The 18,911-nt window shown below is 36.5% G+C and carries 16 protein-coding genes; all 16 read left to right on the forward strand.

Going from position 1 to position 18,911, the window contains the following annotated elements:
• The first annotated feature begins 7 nt into the window (after nucleotides 1–7).
• The 16 genes from C7J88_RS00710 (at nucleotide 8) to carB (ending at nucleotide 18,899) form a co-directional block, all read left to right on the forward strand.
• On the forward strand, nucleotides 8–607 hold the full coding sequence (locus C7J88_RS00710) for a DivIVA domain-containing protein (protein WP_095116237.1): 600 nt from the start codon (nucleotides 8–10) through the stop codon (nucleotides 605–607).
• Between the two features lie 186 nt (nucleotides 608–793).
• Nucleotides 794–3,541: an isoleucine--tRNA ligase gene (ileS, locus tag C7J88_RS00715; protein ID WP_095116239.1), complete on the forward strand. Its 2,748-nt coding sequence runs from the start codon at nucleotides 794–796 to the stop codon at nucleotides 3,539–3,541.
• Nucleotides 3,542–4,031: 490 nt separating this feature from the next.
• Nucleotides 4,032–4,733, forward strand: a complete 702-nt coding sequence (locus C7J88_RS00720) for a hypothetical protein (RefSeq protein ID WP_095116241.1) — start codon at nucleotides 4,032–4,034, stop codon at nucleotides 4,731–4,733.
• Between the two features lie 319 nt (nucleotides 4,734–5,052).
• Nucleotides 5,053–5,454, forward strand: a complete 402-nt coding sequence (locus tag C7J88_RS00725; protein ID WP_095116243.1) for a lactococcin 972 family bacteriocin — start codon at nucleotides 5,053–5,055, stop codon at nucleotides 5,452–5,454.
• Between the two features lie 157 nt (nucleotides 5,455–5,611).
• Nucleotides 5,612–6,982: a hypothetical protein gene (locus tag C7J88_RS00730; protein WP_106904250.1), complete on the forward strand. Its 1,371-nt coding sequence runs from the start codon at nucleotides 5,612–5,614 to the stop codon at nucleotides 6,980–6,982.
• A 107-nt stretch (nucleotides 6,983–7,089) separates the two neighbouring features.
• Nucleotides 7,090–7,623: a DUF1430 domain-containing protein gene (locus C7J88_RS00735; protein ID WP_157728675.1), complete on the forward strand. Its 534-nt coding sequence runs from the start codon at nucleotides 7,090–7,092 to the stop codon at nucleotides 7,621–7,623.
• Nucleotides 7,616–8,245 carry an ABC transporter ATP-binding protein gene (locus C7J88_RS00740; RefSeq protein ID WP_095116249.1) on the forward strand — a complete coding sequence of 210 codons (630 nt, stop codon included), beginning with the start codon at nucleotides 7,616–7,618 and terminating at the stop codon, nucleotides 8,243–8,245. The genes C7J88_RS00735 and C7J88_RS00740 overlap by 8 nt, the downstream gene beginning before the upstream one ends.
• 29 nt (nucleotides 8,246–8,274) lie before the next feature.
• Entirely contained in the window at nucleotides 8,275–8,592 is a 318-nt protein-coding gene (locus C7J88_RS00745; protein WP_095116251.1) for a hypothetical protein, read from the forward strand.
• Nucleotides 8,593–8,702: 110 nt separating this feature from the next.
• On the forward strand, nucleotides 8,703–9,188 hold the full coding sequence (gene lspA, locus C7J88_RS00750) for a signal peptidase II (RefSeq protein ID WP_095116252.1): 486 nt from the start codon (nucleotides 8,703–8,705) through the stop codon (nucleotides 9,186–9,188).
• A gap of 3 nt (nucleotides 9,189–9,191) precedes the next feature.
• A complete protein-coding gene (locus tag C7J88_RS00755) occupies nucleotides 9,192–10,109 on the forward strand; it encodes an RluA family pseudouridine synthase (protein ID WP_095116254.1) in 918 nt (305 codons plus the stop codon).
• Nucleotides 10,110–10,429: 320 nt separating this feature from the next.
• Nucleotides 10,430–10,954 (forward strand): bifunctional pyr operon transcriptional regulator/uracil phosphoribosyltransferase PyrR, encoded by a 525-nt coding sequence (gene pyrR, locus C7J88_RS00760; protein WP_095116256.1) that lies wholly within the window; start codon nucleotides 10,430–10,432, stop codon nucleotides 10,952–10,954.
• Between the two features lie 196 nt (nucleotides 10,955–11,150).
• A complete protein-coding gene (locus C7J88_RS00765) occupies nucleotides 11,151–12,449 on the forward strand; it encodes a uracil-xanthine permease family protein (protein ID WP_095116257.1) in 1,299 nt (432 codons plus the stop codon).
• 13 nt (nucleotides 12,450–12,462) lie between these two features.
• A complete protein-coding gene (locus C7J88_RS00770; RefSeq protein WP_095116258.1) occupies nucleotides 12,463–13,341 on the forward strand; it encodes an aspartate carbamoyltransferase catalytic subunit in 879 nt (292 codons plus the stop codon).
• A 14-nt stretch (nucleotides 13,342–13,355) separates the two neighbouring features.
• The gene (locus C7J88_RS00775; RefSeq protein ID WP_095116260.1) at nucleotides 13,356–14,633 is read left to right on the forward strand and encodes a dihydroorotase; all 1,278 of its coding nucleotides are present in this window, start codon (nucleotides 13,356–13,358) and stop codon (nucleotides 14,631–14,633) included.
• Nucleotides 14,633–15,733, forward strand: a complete 1,101-nt coding sequence (locus C7J88_RS00780) for a carbamoyl phosphate synthase small subunit (RefSeq protein WP_095116261.1) — start codon at nucleotides 14,633–14,635, stop codon at nucleotides 15,731–15,733. Before C7J88_RS00775 ends, C7J88_RS00780 begins: the two co-directional genes overlap by 1 nt.
• Nucleotides 15,726–18,899, forward strand: a complete 3,174-nt coding sequence (carB, locus tag C7J88_RS00785) for a carbamoyl-phosphate synthase large subunit (RefSeq protein ID WP_095116262.1) — start codon at nucleotides 15,726–15,728, stop codon at nucleotides 18,897–18,899. Before C7J88_RS00780 ends, carB begins: the two co-directional genes overlap by 8 nt.
• Nucleotides 18,900–18,911: the final 12 nt, after the last annotated feature.

Genomic DNA, 18,911 nt, shown 5'->3' on the forward strand with positions numbered 1-18,911 from the left:
ACTTATCATGGCTTATACACCTAGTGAAATTAAAAATAAATCATTCACACGAATTAAAAATGGTTTTGAACCGACAGAAGTTGAATCATATTTGAGTGAATTATCTCGTGAAATTGAACGCTTAAAAGAAGACAAAAAGCAATTGGAGCAGTTTTTAGCTGAGCGTGATTCACATATTCAATCATTCAAAGAAGTTGAAAAGTCAGTTGGTGAAGCACTTGTGAGTGCACAGCGTGCTGCAGATGAAACAAAAGCAGCTGCACAAAAAGAACAAGAAGCAATCATTGCTAAGGCACAAGCTGAAGGTGACCGTATTGTGAATGATAGTATCGAAAAGGCACGTCGTATTTCATTCCAAACAGAAGATATGAAACGTCAATCGAAAGTCTTTCGTTCACGATTCAAGATGCTTGTTGAAGCTCAGTTAGATTTATTAAAAAATGATGATTGGGATTACTTACTCAATTATGATTTGGATGCACAACAAGTAACTGAAGAGAACTTTGCACATTTAAATGAAAAAGATATTACAGAAGCTGACAAAGAACAAAGTTCGGAGTCCAAAGAACAAAAAGAACAAAAAGAGACAGACAAGCAAGAAAAATAAGTAATCATGACAGCGAGCTAGGGACGGTGGGAGCCTGGTAGATGACCTTTTCTTGTATCACTGGCTTTTAAGATGAATATATATTTACGAGAGAACTCTAAGCTGAGTTAATCAGGGTGGTACCGCGGTATAGCCGTCCCTGTTATTGAGCTTAGAGTTCTTTCTAGTTAAAGGAGTGTATAGAATATGGAGTACAAGGACACATTATTAATGCCAAAAACAAAATTTCCAATGCGTGGGGGACTGCCGAACAAAGAACCTCAAATTCAGGAAAAGTGGCGTGAACAAGATTTATATAACAAACTTTTAGCAAAAAATGAAGGAAAGCCACATTTTATTTTGCATGACGGCCCACCTTATGCGAATGGTAACTTACATATGGGACATGCGCTAAACAAAATTTTAAAAGACTTCATCGTACGCTATAAGACGATGCAAGGTTTTTATACACCATATGTTCCTGGTTGGGATACACATGGTTTACCGATTGAACAAGCATTGACGAAGAAGGGCGTAAAGCGTAAAGAAATGTCTACTGCTGAATTCCGTAAAATGTGTGAAGCTTTTGCGATGGAACAAATCGAGAATCAAAAAGCAGATTTCCGTCGTTTAGGGGTGAATGGAGACTTTGAAAATCCATACATCACATTGAAACCAGAATATGAAGCAGCACAAATCCGTGTGTTCGGTGAAATGGCGGATCGTGGCTTAATCTACAAAGGGAAAAAACCTGTCTATTGGTCACCATCAAGTGAATCATCACTTGCAGAAGCGGAGATCGAATACCACGATAAACAATCAGCGTCTATCTATGTGGCATTCGATATCAAAGATACAAAAGGCGTTGTTGATGAAGATGCGAAATTCATCATCTGGACAACTACACCTTGGACGCTACCAGCAAACGTTGCCATCAGTGTACATCCTGAATTAACTTACGTTCAAATGAATGTGGAAGGTACGAAATATATTGTTGCTGAAGCGTTAGTTGATGAAGTTGCAGAACAACTTGGTTGGGATAAAGAAACAATCGTTCGTGAAAAAGAAGTCAAAGGTTCTGAGCTTGAATATGTAGAAGCACAACATCCATTCATCGATCGTGTATCACTTGTTATTAATGGTGAACATGTTACAACTGATGCGGGTACAGGTTGTGTCCATACAGCGCCTGGACACGGGGAAGATGACTATATCGTAGGTCAAAAATATGACTTAGAAGTTATCAGCCCAGTTGATGCAAAAGGTGTCTTCACTGAAGAAGCAGGCCAATTTGAAGGTATGTTCTATGATAAAGCGAACAAAGCGATCACTGAGCTATTAACAGAAAAAGGTGCGTTATTAAAATTAGACTTTATCACGCATAGTTACCCACATGACTGGCGTACGAAAAAACCAGTTATTTTCAGAGCAACACCACAATGGTTTGCGTCTATTTCAAAAGTTCGTCAAGATATCTTAGATGCCATCGACCAAACGAAATTCAAAGTTGATTGGGGTAAAACACGTATCTACAATATGATTCGTGACCGTGGCGAATGGGTTATCTCTCGTCAACGTGTATGGGGTGTACCACTTCCAGTATTCTACGCTGAAAATGGCGACATCATCATGACGAAAGAAACAGTATACCACGTGGCTGACTTATTTGAAGAACATGGTTCAAACATCTGGTTCGAACGTGAAGCAAAAGACTTATTACCAGAAGGTTTTACACATCCTGGAAGTCCAAATGGTATCTTCACAAAAGAAGAAGACATTATGGACGTATGGTTCGACTCTGGATCTTCACACCGTGGTGTATTAGAAACACGTCCAGAATTGAGCTTCCCAGCAGACATGTACTTAGAGGGTAGTGACCAATATCGTGGTTGGTTCAACTCATCAATTACAACTTCTGTTGCGACACGTAACGTTTCACCATACAAAATGTTATTATCACATGGTTTCGTTATGGACGGCGAAGGTAAAAAAATGAGTAAATCCCTTGGTAACGTAATCGTTCCTGATACAGTCGTTAAACAAAAAGGCGCTGATATCGCACGTTTATGGGTGAGTTCAGTAGACTATCTTGCAGACGTTCGTATCTCTGATGAAATCTTGAAACAAGTAGCAGATGTTTATCGTAAAATCCGTAACACATTGCGTTTCTTACTTGGTAACATCAACGACTACAATCCTGAAACAGACAAAGTAGCTGAAAGTGACTTATTAGAAGTAGATCGTTACATCTTGAATCGTCTTCGTGAATTCACAAACAGCACTTTACAACACTTTGATAACTATGATTATTTAGATATTTATCAAGAAGTTCAAAACTTTATCAATGTTGAATTAAGTAACTTCTACTTAGATTATGGTAAAGATATCTTATATATCGAAGCACAATCAGCGCATAAACGTCGCAGTATGCAAACGGTGTTATATGAAATCTTAGTCAACATGACAAAATTACTCGCACCAATCATCCCACATACAGCAGACGAGGTATGGTCACACATTGAGCAAGAAACAATAGAAAGTGTGCATTTAACTGATATGCCAAAAGTAGAAGAAGTAGATCAAGCATTATTAGACAAATGGTCACAATTTATGGCACTACGTGATGACGTGAACCGTGCATTAGAAGCGGCACGTAACGAAAAGGTTATCGGTAAATCATTAGAAGCAAAAGTACGTATCGGTAATAGTGAATCATTTGATACAGTTGAATTCTTGAAAAACTTCAATGACTTAAATCAATTATTCATCGTTTCTCAAGTTGAAGTGGTAGATGCACCAGCTGGTCAAGCATACCATTTTGCAACAGTAGAGATTGCAAAAGCAGATGGCGAAAAATGTGAACGCTGCTGGAATTACAGCGATAGCTTAGGTACAGTTGGCGAATTAACAAACTTATGCCCACGCTGTCAACAAGTTGTTAAAACACTTGTATAAGAGACATAACAATGGAAGATTAATAGGTGAGCCCCCCTTTGAACAAAATATTGTTTAAAGGGGGGGCTTTTTAGGATTCATAGAATTACTTCCACCTATCATTTTCTGTGGCACAAAAATTGAGCAATATATTGTGTTAATAATACTTATGAATGAATATTTACACATAAAATAATTTAGTATATTATCTTTGTAAACACATATAGATTAGCTATTAATATAAATATTAGAGTTACACGATAGAGAGTTAATCAGTAAAATTTTGAATTAGAAAAACAGTTTGTTAAAAAGTAATAAGAATTGATAGTAAGGGGAAATAGATGATTACTTTAACCAAACATATAGAAAAAAATATGCACATTTTATTAAACGAATAGATGACTATATCAAGTGGCTTAATCTTCATCGCCAGTTTAAAGAACCAATAGAAATAATTGTTCATGACCATCCTATTCTGTCATACGGCTATTTATATGATTGTCATGTAGATATGAAAGATAGAAAAATTTATTATTCTTTATATGATATCGAACGAGATATGAAAAAGAAAAAAGAGTTAGAGCAGGATGTATTCATATCAATTATTTTTGATGTACTAGGAGACTTAGCTTTACAAATTAGTAAGTTTTATGTAATGGATCAAGAAGATTGTGATGCTCAAGAATACATTCGTCAGTATTCACAATATGAAAAAAGAATGTATCAAGAAAAAGAAGCGATGTTTCATCAATATATCTTTATGACACCTATGTATCAAAGACACTTAAAACATGGGTTGAAAATTAAATATAAAAAAGACATGCCTAAGAGAATTATTAAAATGGTGCAATTGTTTGAAACGTTTTTGGACCAACAATTGAAGTTCCCAATTCGTTTGACGATTACATTTACAAAGAAAAATTTAAAACATTGTGATGGTTATATTGAATTACCACATCGTTTAGCAATGTACCCTAAAATAAAAGTATCATTGCAAGATTATCGATGTATAAAGAAATCACATGGAACTCATGCTGCTGTGTTAAATATATTAGAAATTTTAGCTCATGAAATAGGACACTATCATGAATATATTAATGGTATGTGGTTTGAAGATGAACTTCAAAGTGAAGATTATGCGAATGACTTTGGACAGAAAATATTACAATTATTTTTTGATGACTTTCATGACCTAATTTTTGAAGAAAAGTAAAACAGGGACTTAAAAATATGAAATAATATTAAATTAAGACAGATAAGTGAATGCAGAAAAACACTTATCTGTCTTTCTTTATGGACTTAATACATATCTTTAACCATTTAAATATAATTTTACACCTAGTCTGCATAAAATATGAGAAAAAGTCTCAGAAACTCACATATGCATGTTGAAATGATAAAAATATTTCAATAATCCATCAACTATAAATTTAGGTATCATTTGAAACTAAATTTATAATGGTATACAATGTTTTCAGAAAGTTCTTTCTTCACAGACAATTGTCTCATTCATTTCTGAAAGGAAGATTTTTATGAAAAAATCAATTCTTTTATCTTCACTCTTAGCACTTGGAATTTCAGGACTTGGTAGCATTGCAAAAGCAGATGAAATTAGCATCAACGGTGGTTCAGAAAATGTAGACAACTATATCGGTTTAGTGCGCTCAGAAATTTCAGATCAACCTTTAAACCAAGACAGCACAGTTTTCAAGTATATTGCGGCTGGACCAGTGAATGGTGGTTATTGGATTCGTGGCACTAATAGCGCATATGTCATTTCCAGATATAAACATTATAAAAAAGAGGCAAGAGCATCTGTTGTTAATGGTATAGGAGGCTATAATGGTACTCCTTGGAATAAACCAGGTTCTTTAGCAACTGCACAACTAAAGAAAACAAAACATGGCAATAAAGCATATTATGATCATAAATAAAGGACAAAATAATTTGTAATTGTAATGAGTAATTAACAGATTAGATGTAATGAATAGAAAGCATATTTAGTAGCGCTTTCTATTCATACATCTACATAAAATAGTGTATCTGATAGATTTGAGGTGGATTGTATGAAAAATCATTTTATTTTTATGTGTGGCAATTTCATTGACATTAAGTTTGATAGTGATAGATTCAGCTAAATCAAATGCTTTTTATAATCATATTGAGAAAGGTAGTGAAAAGATTAACTTTTATTTTGATACTGTCCCCAAAAAACATTCAAAAGATGCATGGACATTTTTTACATATCTCTCAAAAAAATACAATGTTGAAATAACAAAAGTTACATATGCCAATGATTATAAAATATTGATTAATACAACAGATCATCAGTTAAGACAAGAAGCAGACAAAAATAAAAATTTAAAACTCTTTGATAGTGAACTTGAGATTAAAGTTTTACCTTTAAATAAAACGAATCTTACAGAAGAAGGGATATATTATTTAAAAGGGAATGAGAAAGATACTCGACAAGTAAATGTACTTATAAATCAAGATGTAGGATCGACATATGTTATGGATCATTCATTTTTTGATGGCTTGTCCTTAGATTTCTTTAGTACGTTTTTAACAGTGTTTTTAATTGTGCTACTATTCGCTGTTCTGTTGCATGATTTATTAAATCAAAAAGAACAATTAAAGATTCTTTATGATTTAGGCTATCGAAAATCTCAAATTATAAAATTTATAATTCATGGCTTATCTAAATATATATGGATGTATATGGTGTCCAGTATGATTTTGACGCTATTAAGTTATATTATGATATACAAAGATACATACATTCATATTGCATTGTTAATTGCTGTATTGATAGAAGTGTTATTAATTGTATTGTTGTCTATTTTTATAGCAGTAATTGTTCATTTTTTTGTGCTTCGATACGCTAGAAACAGCCATGGTTACAGTAAATATGCATTGATAACCATGTATATGATGATTTCAGTAATTGCGATTATATTGGTCACAATGTCAACATTGCAGATTATTTCTAACTACAAAGACTATCAAAAACAAATAGTTTCTTTAAAACATTGGGACATTACACAAAATATATATACGACAAATATGTATGAAGTTGGGCAAGTTAAAAATCGAAGTATAGATAAAGCTATTAGTGTTAAAACTAAGAACTATTTTTTAAGCTCAGATAGCCAAGGATTCATTGTAGATATGGAGAATTTTTATTTTGATGGTAATTACTTTTTATATCAATTGAATGCAAAAGAGAATGCTGATATTGAATCCAATGGTAAAACTATTGTTATTGATATGCATTATTTAAAAAGACATCCTATTAAAACGAATCAAGGTGATAATGTTATGCGATATATGCAGAAAGAAGATAAAACATTAAATATACTTGTTCCTATTAAATTAAAGCGGTATGAACAAAAAATTAAAACAAACTTTAGGGAATATTTTACATTCAAAAAAATATTGAACACAGGCGTAAAGGCATAGACCCATCATTAAATATCAACATTATATGGGTAAAAAATGATACAGATTACTTTACATATAATGCTGAAATTGGTGGGGCTAAGAATACAGTTGTTGCACCAATTGCTGTGATTGAAACAGGAAATTTAGATCCATTAGATTATGAACATTATTATTCAAATGACTATTATTTTAAAAGTTATTTAGATAATCCGTATGAAACAATCCATGAAGGTTTGAAAAAACATAAACTTGATGGTGTGATTCGAAGTGTAACTTCTGTTTACGATACGAAGATAGATATTGTAAAAGGATTGCAGACGGAAATCTACAAATACACAGGATTAGCTTTGTTAACAAGTATCACATTCATACTTACAACATTGACGTTTATTCAAATTTACTTCAAGTCATTTCAATTCCAAATATTTCTGAAACGGACAATGGGGTATAGTTACTGGTCGATTCATAAGTGGATGGTGCTTTTCATCGTGTCTTTACATATATTCATGGGGACACTGTTATTACCGAGCCACAATACCATTGCGATTTCAGTCTTTATGTCAATTACATTCATTGAAGTGTTATCTGTTGTGTACACGTTTATGAAGTTAAACCGTGAAAATGTCAATCTCGTATTGAAGGGGAAGAAAGATGATTAAGTTACAAAATATTAATAAGTCGTTCGGTCGCAAGCGTATTTTTGAAAATTTTGATTTAATGATTCAACAAGGGGACTTTGTTGTTATACATGGTGCCAGTGGAAAAGGAAAGTCAACGTTATTGAATATTATTGGTTTATTGGAAAATCCTGATTCAGGTACAGTCACTTTTAAAGATAAAGTGATTCAAAAAGAGAAAGATAAGTTGACCTTTAAACGTGATGATATCGCATATGTGTACCAACACTATGGCTTGTTAGAAAACGAATCTGTGTTGAAGAATTTAACGTTGCCTTTGAATGTGCATAAAAAAGATCAAGCACGTATCGAAGCAGTGATGACACGTGTAGGATTAGAAAATTTACCACTCAATACAAAAGTTTATACATGTAGTGGTGGAGAGCAACAGCGTATTGCAATCGCACGTGCAATATTGAAAAATCCAAGTATCATTATTGCAGATGAGCCCACAGGTAACTTAGATGATCATAACAGCGAGACAGTGATAGAGATGTTTAAAGCCTTGAATGCATCAGGTGTTACAGTTGTGTTAGCAACGCATGAGCCGATGTATTTCAGCATTGGTAGTAAAGAGATTGATTTAGATGCCATTATAATTTGAATTGATGACAAGGCGGAATGAATGAGATTATGAGAAAAGGATGTTTTTCATTTATTGTTTTGTTACTAGTGATCATCTATATCGCTTATATTATGTTCCATGATACACCGCAATATGCAGTTCATGGAGGATGTGAAATTGTCGATGATATGGATGGAAGTATTTATGTGCAGAAACCAAATAATTCACTGAATATGATACATTTACCTGAGAATACAGATGATTCGTGGTTAAGTCAAATTAGAGACAAAATTGTAGATTACACGTATCAAAAGCATAAAAAGCGTCATCCACATACATTAATTCCAAGACAGCATCGTATTAATTGTGAATCACAAGTAAAGTAAAAGTATCTGGTTGTATGTTTTCAGATGCATGTTTCTATATGATAAGTACCTTTCTGACGTTTCAAATGGTATAATGTAGCAATGAATTCATATAGAAAGGATTAATTTGGATGAAACGACAATATTATATCGGGTTATCACTTATTATATTTTTCATCGTAGTCATTGCGGATCAATTAACGAAATGGGTTATTGCGACACAGATGACGATTGGTGAATCATTCAACGTCATTCCGCACTTCCTAAATATTACATCACATCGTAATGATGGTGCAGCATGGGGCATTTTAAGTGGACAAATGGGTTTTTTCTATTTGATTACGATTGTGATCATCGTCGCCTTGGTTATTTTTTATATTAAAGAAGCCAAGAATCATATGACGATGCAAGTTGCAATTACATTACTGCTTGCAGGAGCAATTGGAAATTTTATAGATCGTGTATTAAATGGAGAAGTTGTTGACTTTGTCGATACCGTTATTTTTGGCTATGATTTTCCAATATTTAACATTGCAGATGCAAGTTTAACAATTGGCGTAGCGATTCTTGTGATTCTCCTATTAACAGATAAAACAAACGATAAGAGAAAGGTGTAATTTATGGAACAACATCAATTTAAAATTGAAGACTCAGCGCATCATTTACAACGTATTGATAAAATTTTACCAATTTTTAATAGTGAATGGTCACGCAGTCAGATTCAAGATTGGATCAAAGAAGGCTTAGTGGCAGTGAATGGCAAACCAGTCAAATCAAACTATAAACTAAAATTAGATGATCAAGTAGTTGTCACAGAAAAAGAAGTTATCGAAGCAGATATACAACCAGAAAATCTTAACTTAGACATCTACTATGAAGATGAAGATGTTGCTATCGTGTATAAACCAAAAGGCATGGTTGTTCATCCATCAGCAGGTCACTATTCAGGAACACTTGTGAATGGTTTGATGTATCAAATTAAAGATCTATCAGGCATTAATGGCGAAATTCGTCCAGGTATTGTTCATCGTATTGACAAAGATACGTCAGGTTTATTGATGATAGCTAAAAATGATGTCGCACATCGTGCACTTGTGGAACAATTAATGGCAAAGACAGTCACACGAAAGTATACAGCACTTGTACACGGACACATTCCACATGAGTTTGGAACAATCGATGCACCGATTGGTCGTAATAAAAATGATCGCCAATCAATGGCTGTTGAAGATGATGGTAAACCTGCTGTGACGCATTTTAATGTTTTAGAAAACTTTAAAAATCACACACTTGTGTCATGTCAGTTAGAAACAGGTCGTACACACCAAATTCGTGTACATATGAAGTATATTGGCTATCCATTGGTAGGTGACCCGAAATATGGTCCGAAGAAAACACCAGATATTGGCGGACAAGCGCTTCATGCAGGTGTAATTGGTTTTGAACATCCACGTACGGGTGAATACATTGAACGTACTGCACCGCTACCTGAGTCATTTGAAGCTGTGATTGAGCAAGCACGTCGTGAAGAAATTTAGTGCAATGATGTGATAAGATGATCTAGGTAGAATAGAATCGAATTCTGTACGAACCACCTTGATTCATATCATATGTTTAAATTGTTTTGACAAGTACGTCAAAAAACGGTAAGATAGTACCAGCAAAACAAACAAAATGATAACGTCTTTAATAGGGAGTCCTGAGAGGCTCAAAAGACATGAAATATACAAGATGAAGCAATAGCTAATAGTAGATTGACGTACGAGAGACGAATATCTATATATATAGAGCGATTGTATTTTGAGTAAACTCATGTCTTATAGGCGTGAGTTTTTTTGTATGCCAAGGAGGAATTACGGTGACAAGTCGAATCATTTTAGATGAGTCTGCAATTAATCGTACGTTAACACGTATTGCACATGAAATTTTAGAATACAACAAAGGCTCTGAAAACCTTGTGTTGCTTGGTGTGAAAACACGTGGAGAATTTTTGGCGAATCGCATTCAACAAAAAATTCAACAGATTGAAGATGTGCAAGTACCAACGGGAACGATTGATATTACAAGTTTTCGTGATGACAAGCATACACGCCATGTTGTCAATGACAAGACATATCAAATTGATACAGATTTGACAGATCGTGTAGTCATTATTGTGGATGATGTATTGTATACAGGTCGAACAGTTCGTGCTTCATTGGATGCCATTTTATTACATAGTCGCCCACAAAAAATTGGTTTGGCAACGCTTGTAGATCGTGGACATCGTGAACTACCTATCCGTGCAGACTTTGTAGGGAAGAATATCCCGACGTCACGTGATGAATCCGTGAATGTGTATTTAACAGAAACAGACGATCGCAATGCGGTTGAAATTACATAAAACCTTTTAATTCAGTACGAGAGACTGGCAAAGGTATTGTATGACAATTGAAGAAGGAAAGAACGATAGGTCGATAAGATGATAGAAGGTACAATTCCACTATCAAATGATTCGATTCCCTTCTGTATGTCATACGCCACCAGTCTCTTAACGAATCAAGTTAAGGGACTTTTTTTATAACGAAAGGAAGAACAACATGGAAAATGAACAAATGTTTGAACGTACAGTACAACCTGTACTCGATGTGAATGAAAAACCGAAAGCAGGTCAATGGGCGTTTCTAAGCTTACAACATTTATTTGCGATGTTTGGAGCGACGGTGCTAGTGCCATTCTTGACTGGATTACCAGTGTCATCAGCACTACTTGCTTCAGGGATTGGGACGCTACTTTATATCTTAATTACAAAAGGGAAAATTCCTGCTTATCTCGGATCAAGCTTTGCGTTTATTACACCAATCATCACAGGGTTAAGTACGAACAGTCTTGGAGATATGTTAGTGGCACTGTTCATGAGTGGTGTAATGTACATCATCATTGGGATTGCGATCCGATTTAGTGGTACGAACTGGTTGATGCGTTTGTTACCTCCAGTTGTTGTAGGACCAGTGATTATGGTTATCGGTTTAAGCTTAGCACCAACTGCCGTTAATATGGCAATGTTCGAAAATTCAAGTGCGATGAAAGACTATAACTTAACATATGTTTCAGTTGCTGGGATTACGCTAATTGTGACATTACTTGTACAAGGTTTTGCGAAAGGGTTTTTCTCACTCATTCCAGTATTGATTGGGATTGTGACAGGGTACGTGACAGCGATTATCTTTGGCATTGTTGACTTCAAGCCAGTCGCAGAAGCAAAATGGTTCCAATTTCCTGATATTTACATTCCATTCGCAGACTATCAACCGTCATTCCATCTTGGACTTGTCGCAGTCATGTTGCCAATCGTATTCGTTACAGTCAGCGAACATATCGGTCATCAAATGGTTATTAATAAAATTGTTGGACGCAACTTCTTCAAAGATCCAGGTTTACATCGTTCAATCATTGGTGATGGGGTATCTACGATGTTCTCAAGTATTATCGGTGGTCCACCAAGTACAACATATGGTGAAAACATTGGTGTGCTTGCGATTACAAGAATTTACAGTATTTATGTCATCGGTGGTGCGGCAGTGATTGCTATCATCTTAGGATTCGTTGGCAAGTTCACGGCTCTTGTATCATCTATACCAACGCCTGTTATGGGTGGAGTGTCAATCTTACTGTTCGGTACGATTGCAGCAAGTGGTTTACGCATGATTGTAGAAAGTCAGGTTGACTTTGCGAAAAATCGTAACTTAGTCATCGCATCAGTCATCTTAGTCATCGGTATTGGTAACATGATGTTGAATTTATCAGATGTTGGTGTGAACTTAACGATTGAAGGAATGGCGTTATCAGCAACAGCAGGTATCATCTTGAATTTATTACTACCAAAAGGTAAGAATTAGAGGAGGATTCATCATGAAGCATCTTGTCTCAATGGCAAACTTATCTATTGAAGAAATGCAGCATTTAATCGATACGGCAATACAGTATAAAACGGGTGTAGTACAACCGCATTTAAAAGGAAAATATATTGCCAATCTGTTCTTTGAAAACTCCACGCGTACGAAGTGTAGCTTTGAAATGGCAGAACAGCGATTGGATATGAAACGTATCAATTTTGATACAGCAACTTCATCTGTGAATAAGGGGGAATCATTGTATGATACATGTCGCACGTTACAAAGTATCGGTTGTGATGCGCTCGTTATCCGCCACCAAGAGAATGATTACTACAATCAATTGCTAGAGATGGGGATACCGATTATTAATGCAGGCGACGGCAGTGGGCAACATCCTACACAGAGTTTGCTAGACTTGATGACGATTTATGAAGAATTTGGACGTTTTGAAGGCTTGAAAGTTGTAATCTGTGGCGATATTAAAAATTCACGTGTGGCACGCAGTAATTATCACAGTCTTACTGCGCTTGGGGCAGAAGTTGTTTTCTCAAGTCCGGAGATTTGGCAAGACGATCAGATGCCAGGGGAATATGTTGAACTTGATGATGTCATATCTGATGTTGATGTTGTGATGTTATTACGTGTACAACATGAACGTCACGATGATGGTGCACAAGGGTTTGAAGCGAATACATACCATGAACAGTATGGTTTATCGCAAGCACGCTACGATCGAATGAAAGAACAGGCAGTTATTATGCATCCAGCACCGGTTAATCGTGGTGTAGAAATTGCAAATCATCTCGTTGAAGCACCGAAGTCACGCATTTTTAAGCAAATGGAAAATGGCGTATACGTACGCATGGCTGTATTAACTGAAACGATACAATCTTAAAGGAGCGAAAAAAGATGAAATTAATTAAAAACGCACAAATTTTAGAAGCAGGATCATTGAAAAAGGTAGATGTGTTAATCGAAGGTAAAAAAGTAAAACAAATTGCACCAGCGATTGAAGCAACAGACGATATGATTGTGATTGATGCGAAAGGTCAATTTTTAGCACCGGGATTTGTAGATGTACATGTTCATTTAAGAGAACCGGGTGGTGAGCATAAAGAAACAATTGAAACGGGGACGCTTGCAGTGGCACGTGGTGGATTTACAACAGTATGTCCAATGCCCAATACGAAACCTGTCCCAGACTCAGTTGAAAATATGGAACGATTGAACCAATTAATTTCAGATAATGCGCATGTCCGTGTGTTACCATACGCAGCGATTACAGAACGTCAAGCTGGTAAACAACATGTCGACTTTAAGGCATTAACAGAAGAAGGTGCCTTTGCCTTTACAGATGACGGTGTGGGCGTACAAGAAGCGGCGATGATGTATGAAGCGATGCAAAAAGCCAAAGAGCAAGGTAAAGCCATCGTGGCACATTGTGAAGACAATAGCTTGATTTACGGTGGGGCAATGCATGAAGGGAAGCGCAGTGCAGAGTTAGGCATTCCGGGAATTCCGAACATCTGTGAATCTGTCCAAATTGCTCGAGATGTCTTACTCAGTGAAGCAACAGGCTGCCATTACCATGTTTGTCACGTTTCAACAAAGGAAAGCGTACGAGTGATCCGTGATGCAAAACGAGCAGGTATTCATGTAACGGCAGAAGTAACGCCGCATCATTTGTTATTAACAGAAGACGACGTACCTGGAGACAATGCAATGTATAAAATGAACCCACCATTGCGTAGTCAGGCGGATAAAGAAGCGTTAATCGAAGGCTTACTAGACGGCACGATTGACTGCATCGCAACGGATCACGCACCACATGCTGCAGATGAAAAAGCTCAAACAATGACACGTGCACCATTTGGTATTGTCGGCAGTGAAACAGCATTCCCGTTATTGTATACACATTATGTGAAAACAGGTGAATGGACTTTACAACAATTGGTAGATTACTTAACAATCAAACCAGCGGAAACATTCAACTTGCCATACGGACGCTTAGCAGAAGGTGAATTGGCTGACTTAACATTAATCAACTTAGAAGATGAATTTGAAATTAAAGCAGAAGATTTCTTATCAAAAGCATCAAACACACCATTCTTAGGCGAAAAGGTATACGGAAACCCAGTACTAACAATGGTAGAAGGCGACATTCGATATGAGGGGGACCACGCATAATGTTTGAGAAACGTTATATTGTTCTAGAAGACGGTACATTTTATTCAGGTTTCAAGCTCGGTTCAGATAACTTAACAAAAGGTGAGATTGTTTTTAATACAGCAATGACAGGATACCAAGAAACCATTTCAGATCCGTCATATACTGGTCAAATTATCACATTTACGTACCCATTAATCGGGAACTACGGTGTGAACTATGATGACTTTGAATCATTAACACCGACATTGAATGGGGTCGTTGTAAAAGAAGCATGTGCCTATCCAAGTAACTTCCGTGCACAAAAATCATTTGATGAAGTTTTAAAAGAATATGACATTCCGGGTATCAGTGGTGTCGATACACGAAGTATTACGAAAAAAATTCGTGAACATGGCGTGTTAAAAGCAGCATTTGTTGACAATAAAGATGAAATTGATGAAATGGTTGAAACATTAAAAGCAGTCAAACTTCCAAGAACAGAAGTACCAACCGTATCAACGAAAACACCATATGTATCAACAGGATTTGATAAACGTGTGGTACTTGTTGACTTCGGTAAAAAACAAAATATCGTTCGTGAGTTAAATGCACGTGGTTGTGAAGTAACAGTTGTCCCTTATGACACTTCAGCAGAAGAAATTTTAAAAATATCTCCAGACGGTGTGATGTTATCAAACGGCCCTGGGGATCCAGATGATGTGAAAGTTGCATTAGATATGATTAACGGTATTCTTGGTAAAATCCCATTCTTTGGTATTTGCCTAGGACATCAGTTATTCGCACTCTCACAAGGCGCAACATCATTTAAGATGAAGTTCGGTCATCGTGGTGCCAATCATCCAGTTAAAGACTTAGCAACTGGCAAAATTGCTTTAACGAGTCAAAACCACGGCTATGCGATTGATGCAGCATCAATTGCGAATACAGACTTAGAAATTACACACATTGCATTGAATGATGGAACGGTTGAAGGCTTAAAACATAAAACATTACCAGCCTTTTCAGTTCAATACCATCCAGAAGCATGTCCAGGTCCAACAGATTCAAACTATTTATTCGATCAATTCATCGACTTAATGGAAGAATACAAACAAAAGGAGCGCGTTCACAATGCCTAAAAGAAATGATATCAAAACAATTCTTGTAATTGGATCAGGCCCGATTATTATCGGTCAAGCTGCAGAGTTTGATTACGCAGGAACTCAAGCATGTCTTGCGTTAAAAGAAGAAGGATATCGTGTCATCTTAGTTAACTCTAACCCTGCAACCATTATGACGGATAAAGAAATTGCAGATAAAGTCTATATCGAACCGTTAACACATGACTTTATCGCACGTATCATTCGTAAAGAACAGCCGGATGCGTTACTTCCAACATTAGGTGGGCAAACTGGCTTGAACATGGCGATTGAATTGCACGAAAGTGGTGTGCTTGAATCTAACAATGTGCAATTGTTAGGGACAGAGTTATCATCAATTAACCAAGCGGAAGACAGAGAATTGTTCCGTACATTGATGAACGACTTAAATGTACCTGTTCCTGAAAGTGACATTGTTAATACATTAGAACAAGCATTTGCTTTTAAAGAACAAGTGGGTTATCCATTAATCGTACGTCCTGCCTTCACAATGGGTGGAACAGGTGGCGGTATTTGTCATAATGATGAAGAGCTACAAGAAGTGGTATCGAACGGTTTGAAATACAGCCCAGCTACACAATGTTTAATTGAAAAATCAATCGCTGGATACAAAGAGATTGAGTATGAAGTGATGCGTGACAAAAATGATAACGCCATTGTTGTATGTAACATGGAAAACATTGACCCAGTCGGCATTCATACAGGTGACTCAGTTGTTGTTGCACCGAGCCAAACACTGTCTGATGTGGAATACCAAATGTTACGTGACGTATCATTAAAAGTCATTCGCGCCTTAGGTATTGAAGGGGGATGTAATGTACAACTTGCCTTAGACCCACACTCAATGAATTACTACATTATCGAAGTAAACCCACGTGTATCACGTTCATCAGCACTTGCATCAAAAGCAACAGGTTATCCAATTGCGAAATTAGCTGCAAAAATTGCGGTCGGCTTAACATTGGATGAGATGAAAAACCCAGTAACAGGTACATCATACGCAGCATTTGAACCAAGCTTAGACTACATCGTATCTAAGATTCCACGTTTCCCATTTGATAAGTTCGAAAAAGGTGAACGTGAATTAGGAACACAAATGAAGGCGACTGGGGAAGTTATGTCGATAGGTCGTACGTACGAAGAGTCATTGCTCAAAGCCATTCGCTCACTGGAGTATGGTGTGCACCATCTCGGCTTACCAAATGGCGAATCATTCGATCTTGACTACATTAAAAAGCGTATTGAAGCACAGGATGACGAACGTCTCTTCTTTATCGGAGAAGCCATTCGTCGAGGCACAACATTAGAAGAACTACATGAAATGACAAAAATTGATTACTTCTTCTTAAATAAATTCAAAAATATCATTGATATCGAACATACCCTTAAAGAAAATAAAGGGGATATCGATTACTTGAGATTAGCAAAACGCTATGGCTTTAGTGACCGTACAATTGCGCATCGTTTTGAAATGACAGAAGAAGCGGTTGCACAATTACGCCAAGAACATGGTATTCACCCAGTTTACAAAATGGTGGATACATGTGCGGCAGAATTTGAATCTGCAACGCCTTATTACTATGGTACTTATGAAGAAGAGAATGAATCGATTGTCACTGACAAAGAAAAGATTATCGTTTTAGGTTCTGGTCCTATCCGAATCGGACAAGGGGTAGAATTTGACTATGCGACCGTACACGCTGTATGGGCCATTCAAAATGCAGGTTATGAAGCCATTATCGTAAACAATAACCCTGAAACGGTATCAACGGACTTCTCAATTTCAGATAAATTATACTTCGAGCCACTGACAGAAGAAGATGTTATGAGCATTATCAACCTCGAACAGCCTAAAGGTGTGGTTGTTCAGTTCGGTGGACAAACAGCGATTAACTTGGCAGATAAGTTAGCAAAACATGGTGTGAAAATTTTAGGTACATCATTAGAGGACTTAAACCGAGCGGAAGACCGTAAAGAATTTGAAGCCTTATTGCGTAACATCGATGTGCCACAACCAAAAGGTAAGACAGCAACATCAGCACAGGAAGCACTAGACAACGCACGTGAAATTGGTTACCCGGTTGTCGTACGACCTTCATATGTACTTGGTGGACGTGCGATGGAAATTGTCTATAATGATGATGAACTTCATAACTATATGACAGAAGCGGTAAAAGCAAGCCCGGATCATCCAGTCCTTGTAGACCGTTACTTAACAGGTAAGGAAATCGAAGTGGATGCCATTTGTGATGGGGAGACAGTGATCATCCCAGGTATTATGGAACATATCGAACGTGCAGGTGTGCATTCAGGTGACTCAATTGCAGTATATCCACCACAAACATTGTCACAAGAAGAAATTGATACACTGGAAGCATACACAGTGAAGTTAGCAAAAGGATTAAACATTGTTGGCTTAATCAATATCCAGTTTGTTTTAGCACACGATGGCGTTTATGTCCTAGAAGTAAACCCACGTGCCAGTCGTACAGTTCCGTTCTTAAGTAAAATTACAGGTATTCAAATGGCGCAACTTGCAATGCGTGCCATCATGGGAGAAAAATTAGCAGATCTTGGCTTTGAACAAGGTGTTCAACCATATCAAGAAGGTGTCTTCGTTAAAGCACCCGTATTCAGCTTTAACAAGTTGAAAAATGTGGATATCACACTTGGACCAGAAATGAAATCAACGGGTGAAGTCATGGGTCGTGACTTAACACTTGAAAAAGCCTTATTCAAAGGTTTAACAGCATCAGGTATGACTGTTAAAGACTACGGTACAGCACTCATTACGGTAAGTGATAAAGATAAAGATGAAATGGTAAAAATTGCGCAAAGATTAAATGCGGTAGGTTATAAAATTATCGCAACAGCAGGAACAGCACAAAAATTAGCAGATCATGGTATCAAAGTAGAAACAGTTGGCAAAATTGGTGGACAAGATGACTTGATTTCTAAAATCCAAGGTGGCGACGTGCAAATTGTAATTAATACAATGACAAAAGGTAAAACGATTGCACGAGATGGTTTCCAAATCCGTCGTACTTCAGTCGAAAACGGCGTACCATGTTTAACATCATTAGATACAGCGAATGCATTAACAAACGTTATTGAAAGCATGACATTCTCAATGCGTAATATGTAGGAGGGACGAAAG

This window comes from Staphylococcus muscae, assembly GCF_003019275.1.
In the GTDB taxonomy this organism is placed as follows: Bacteria; Bacillota; Bacilli; order Staphylococcales; family Staphylococcaceae; genus Staphylococcus; species Staphylococcus muscae.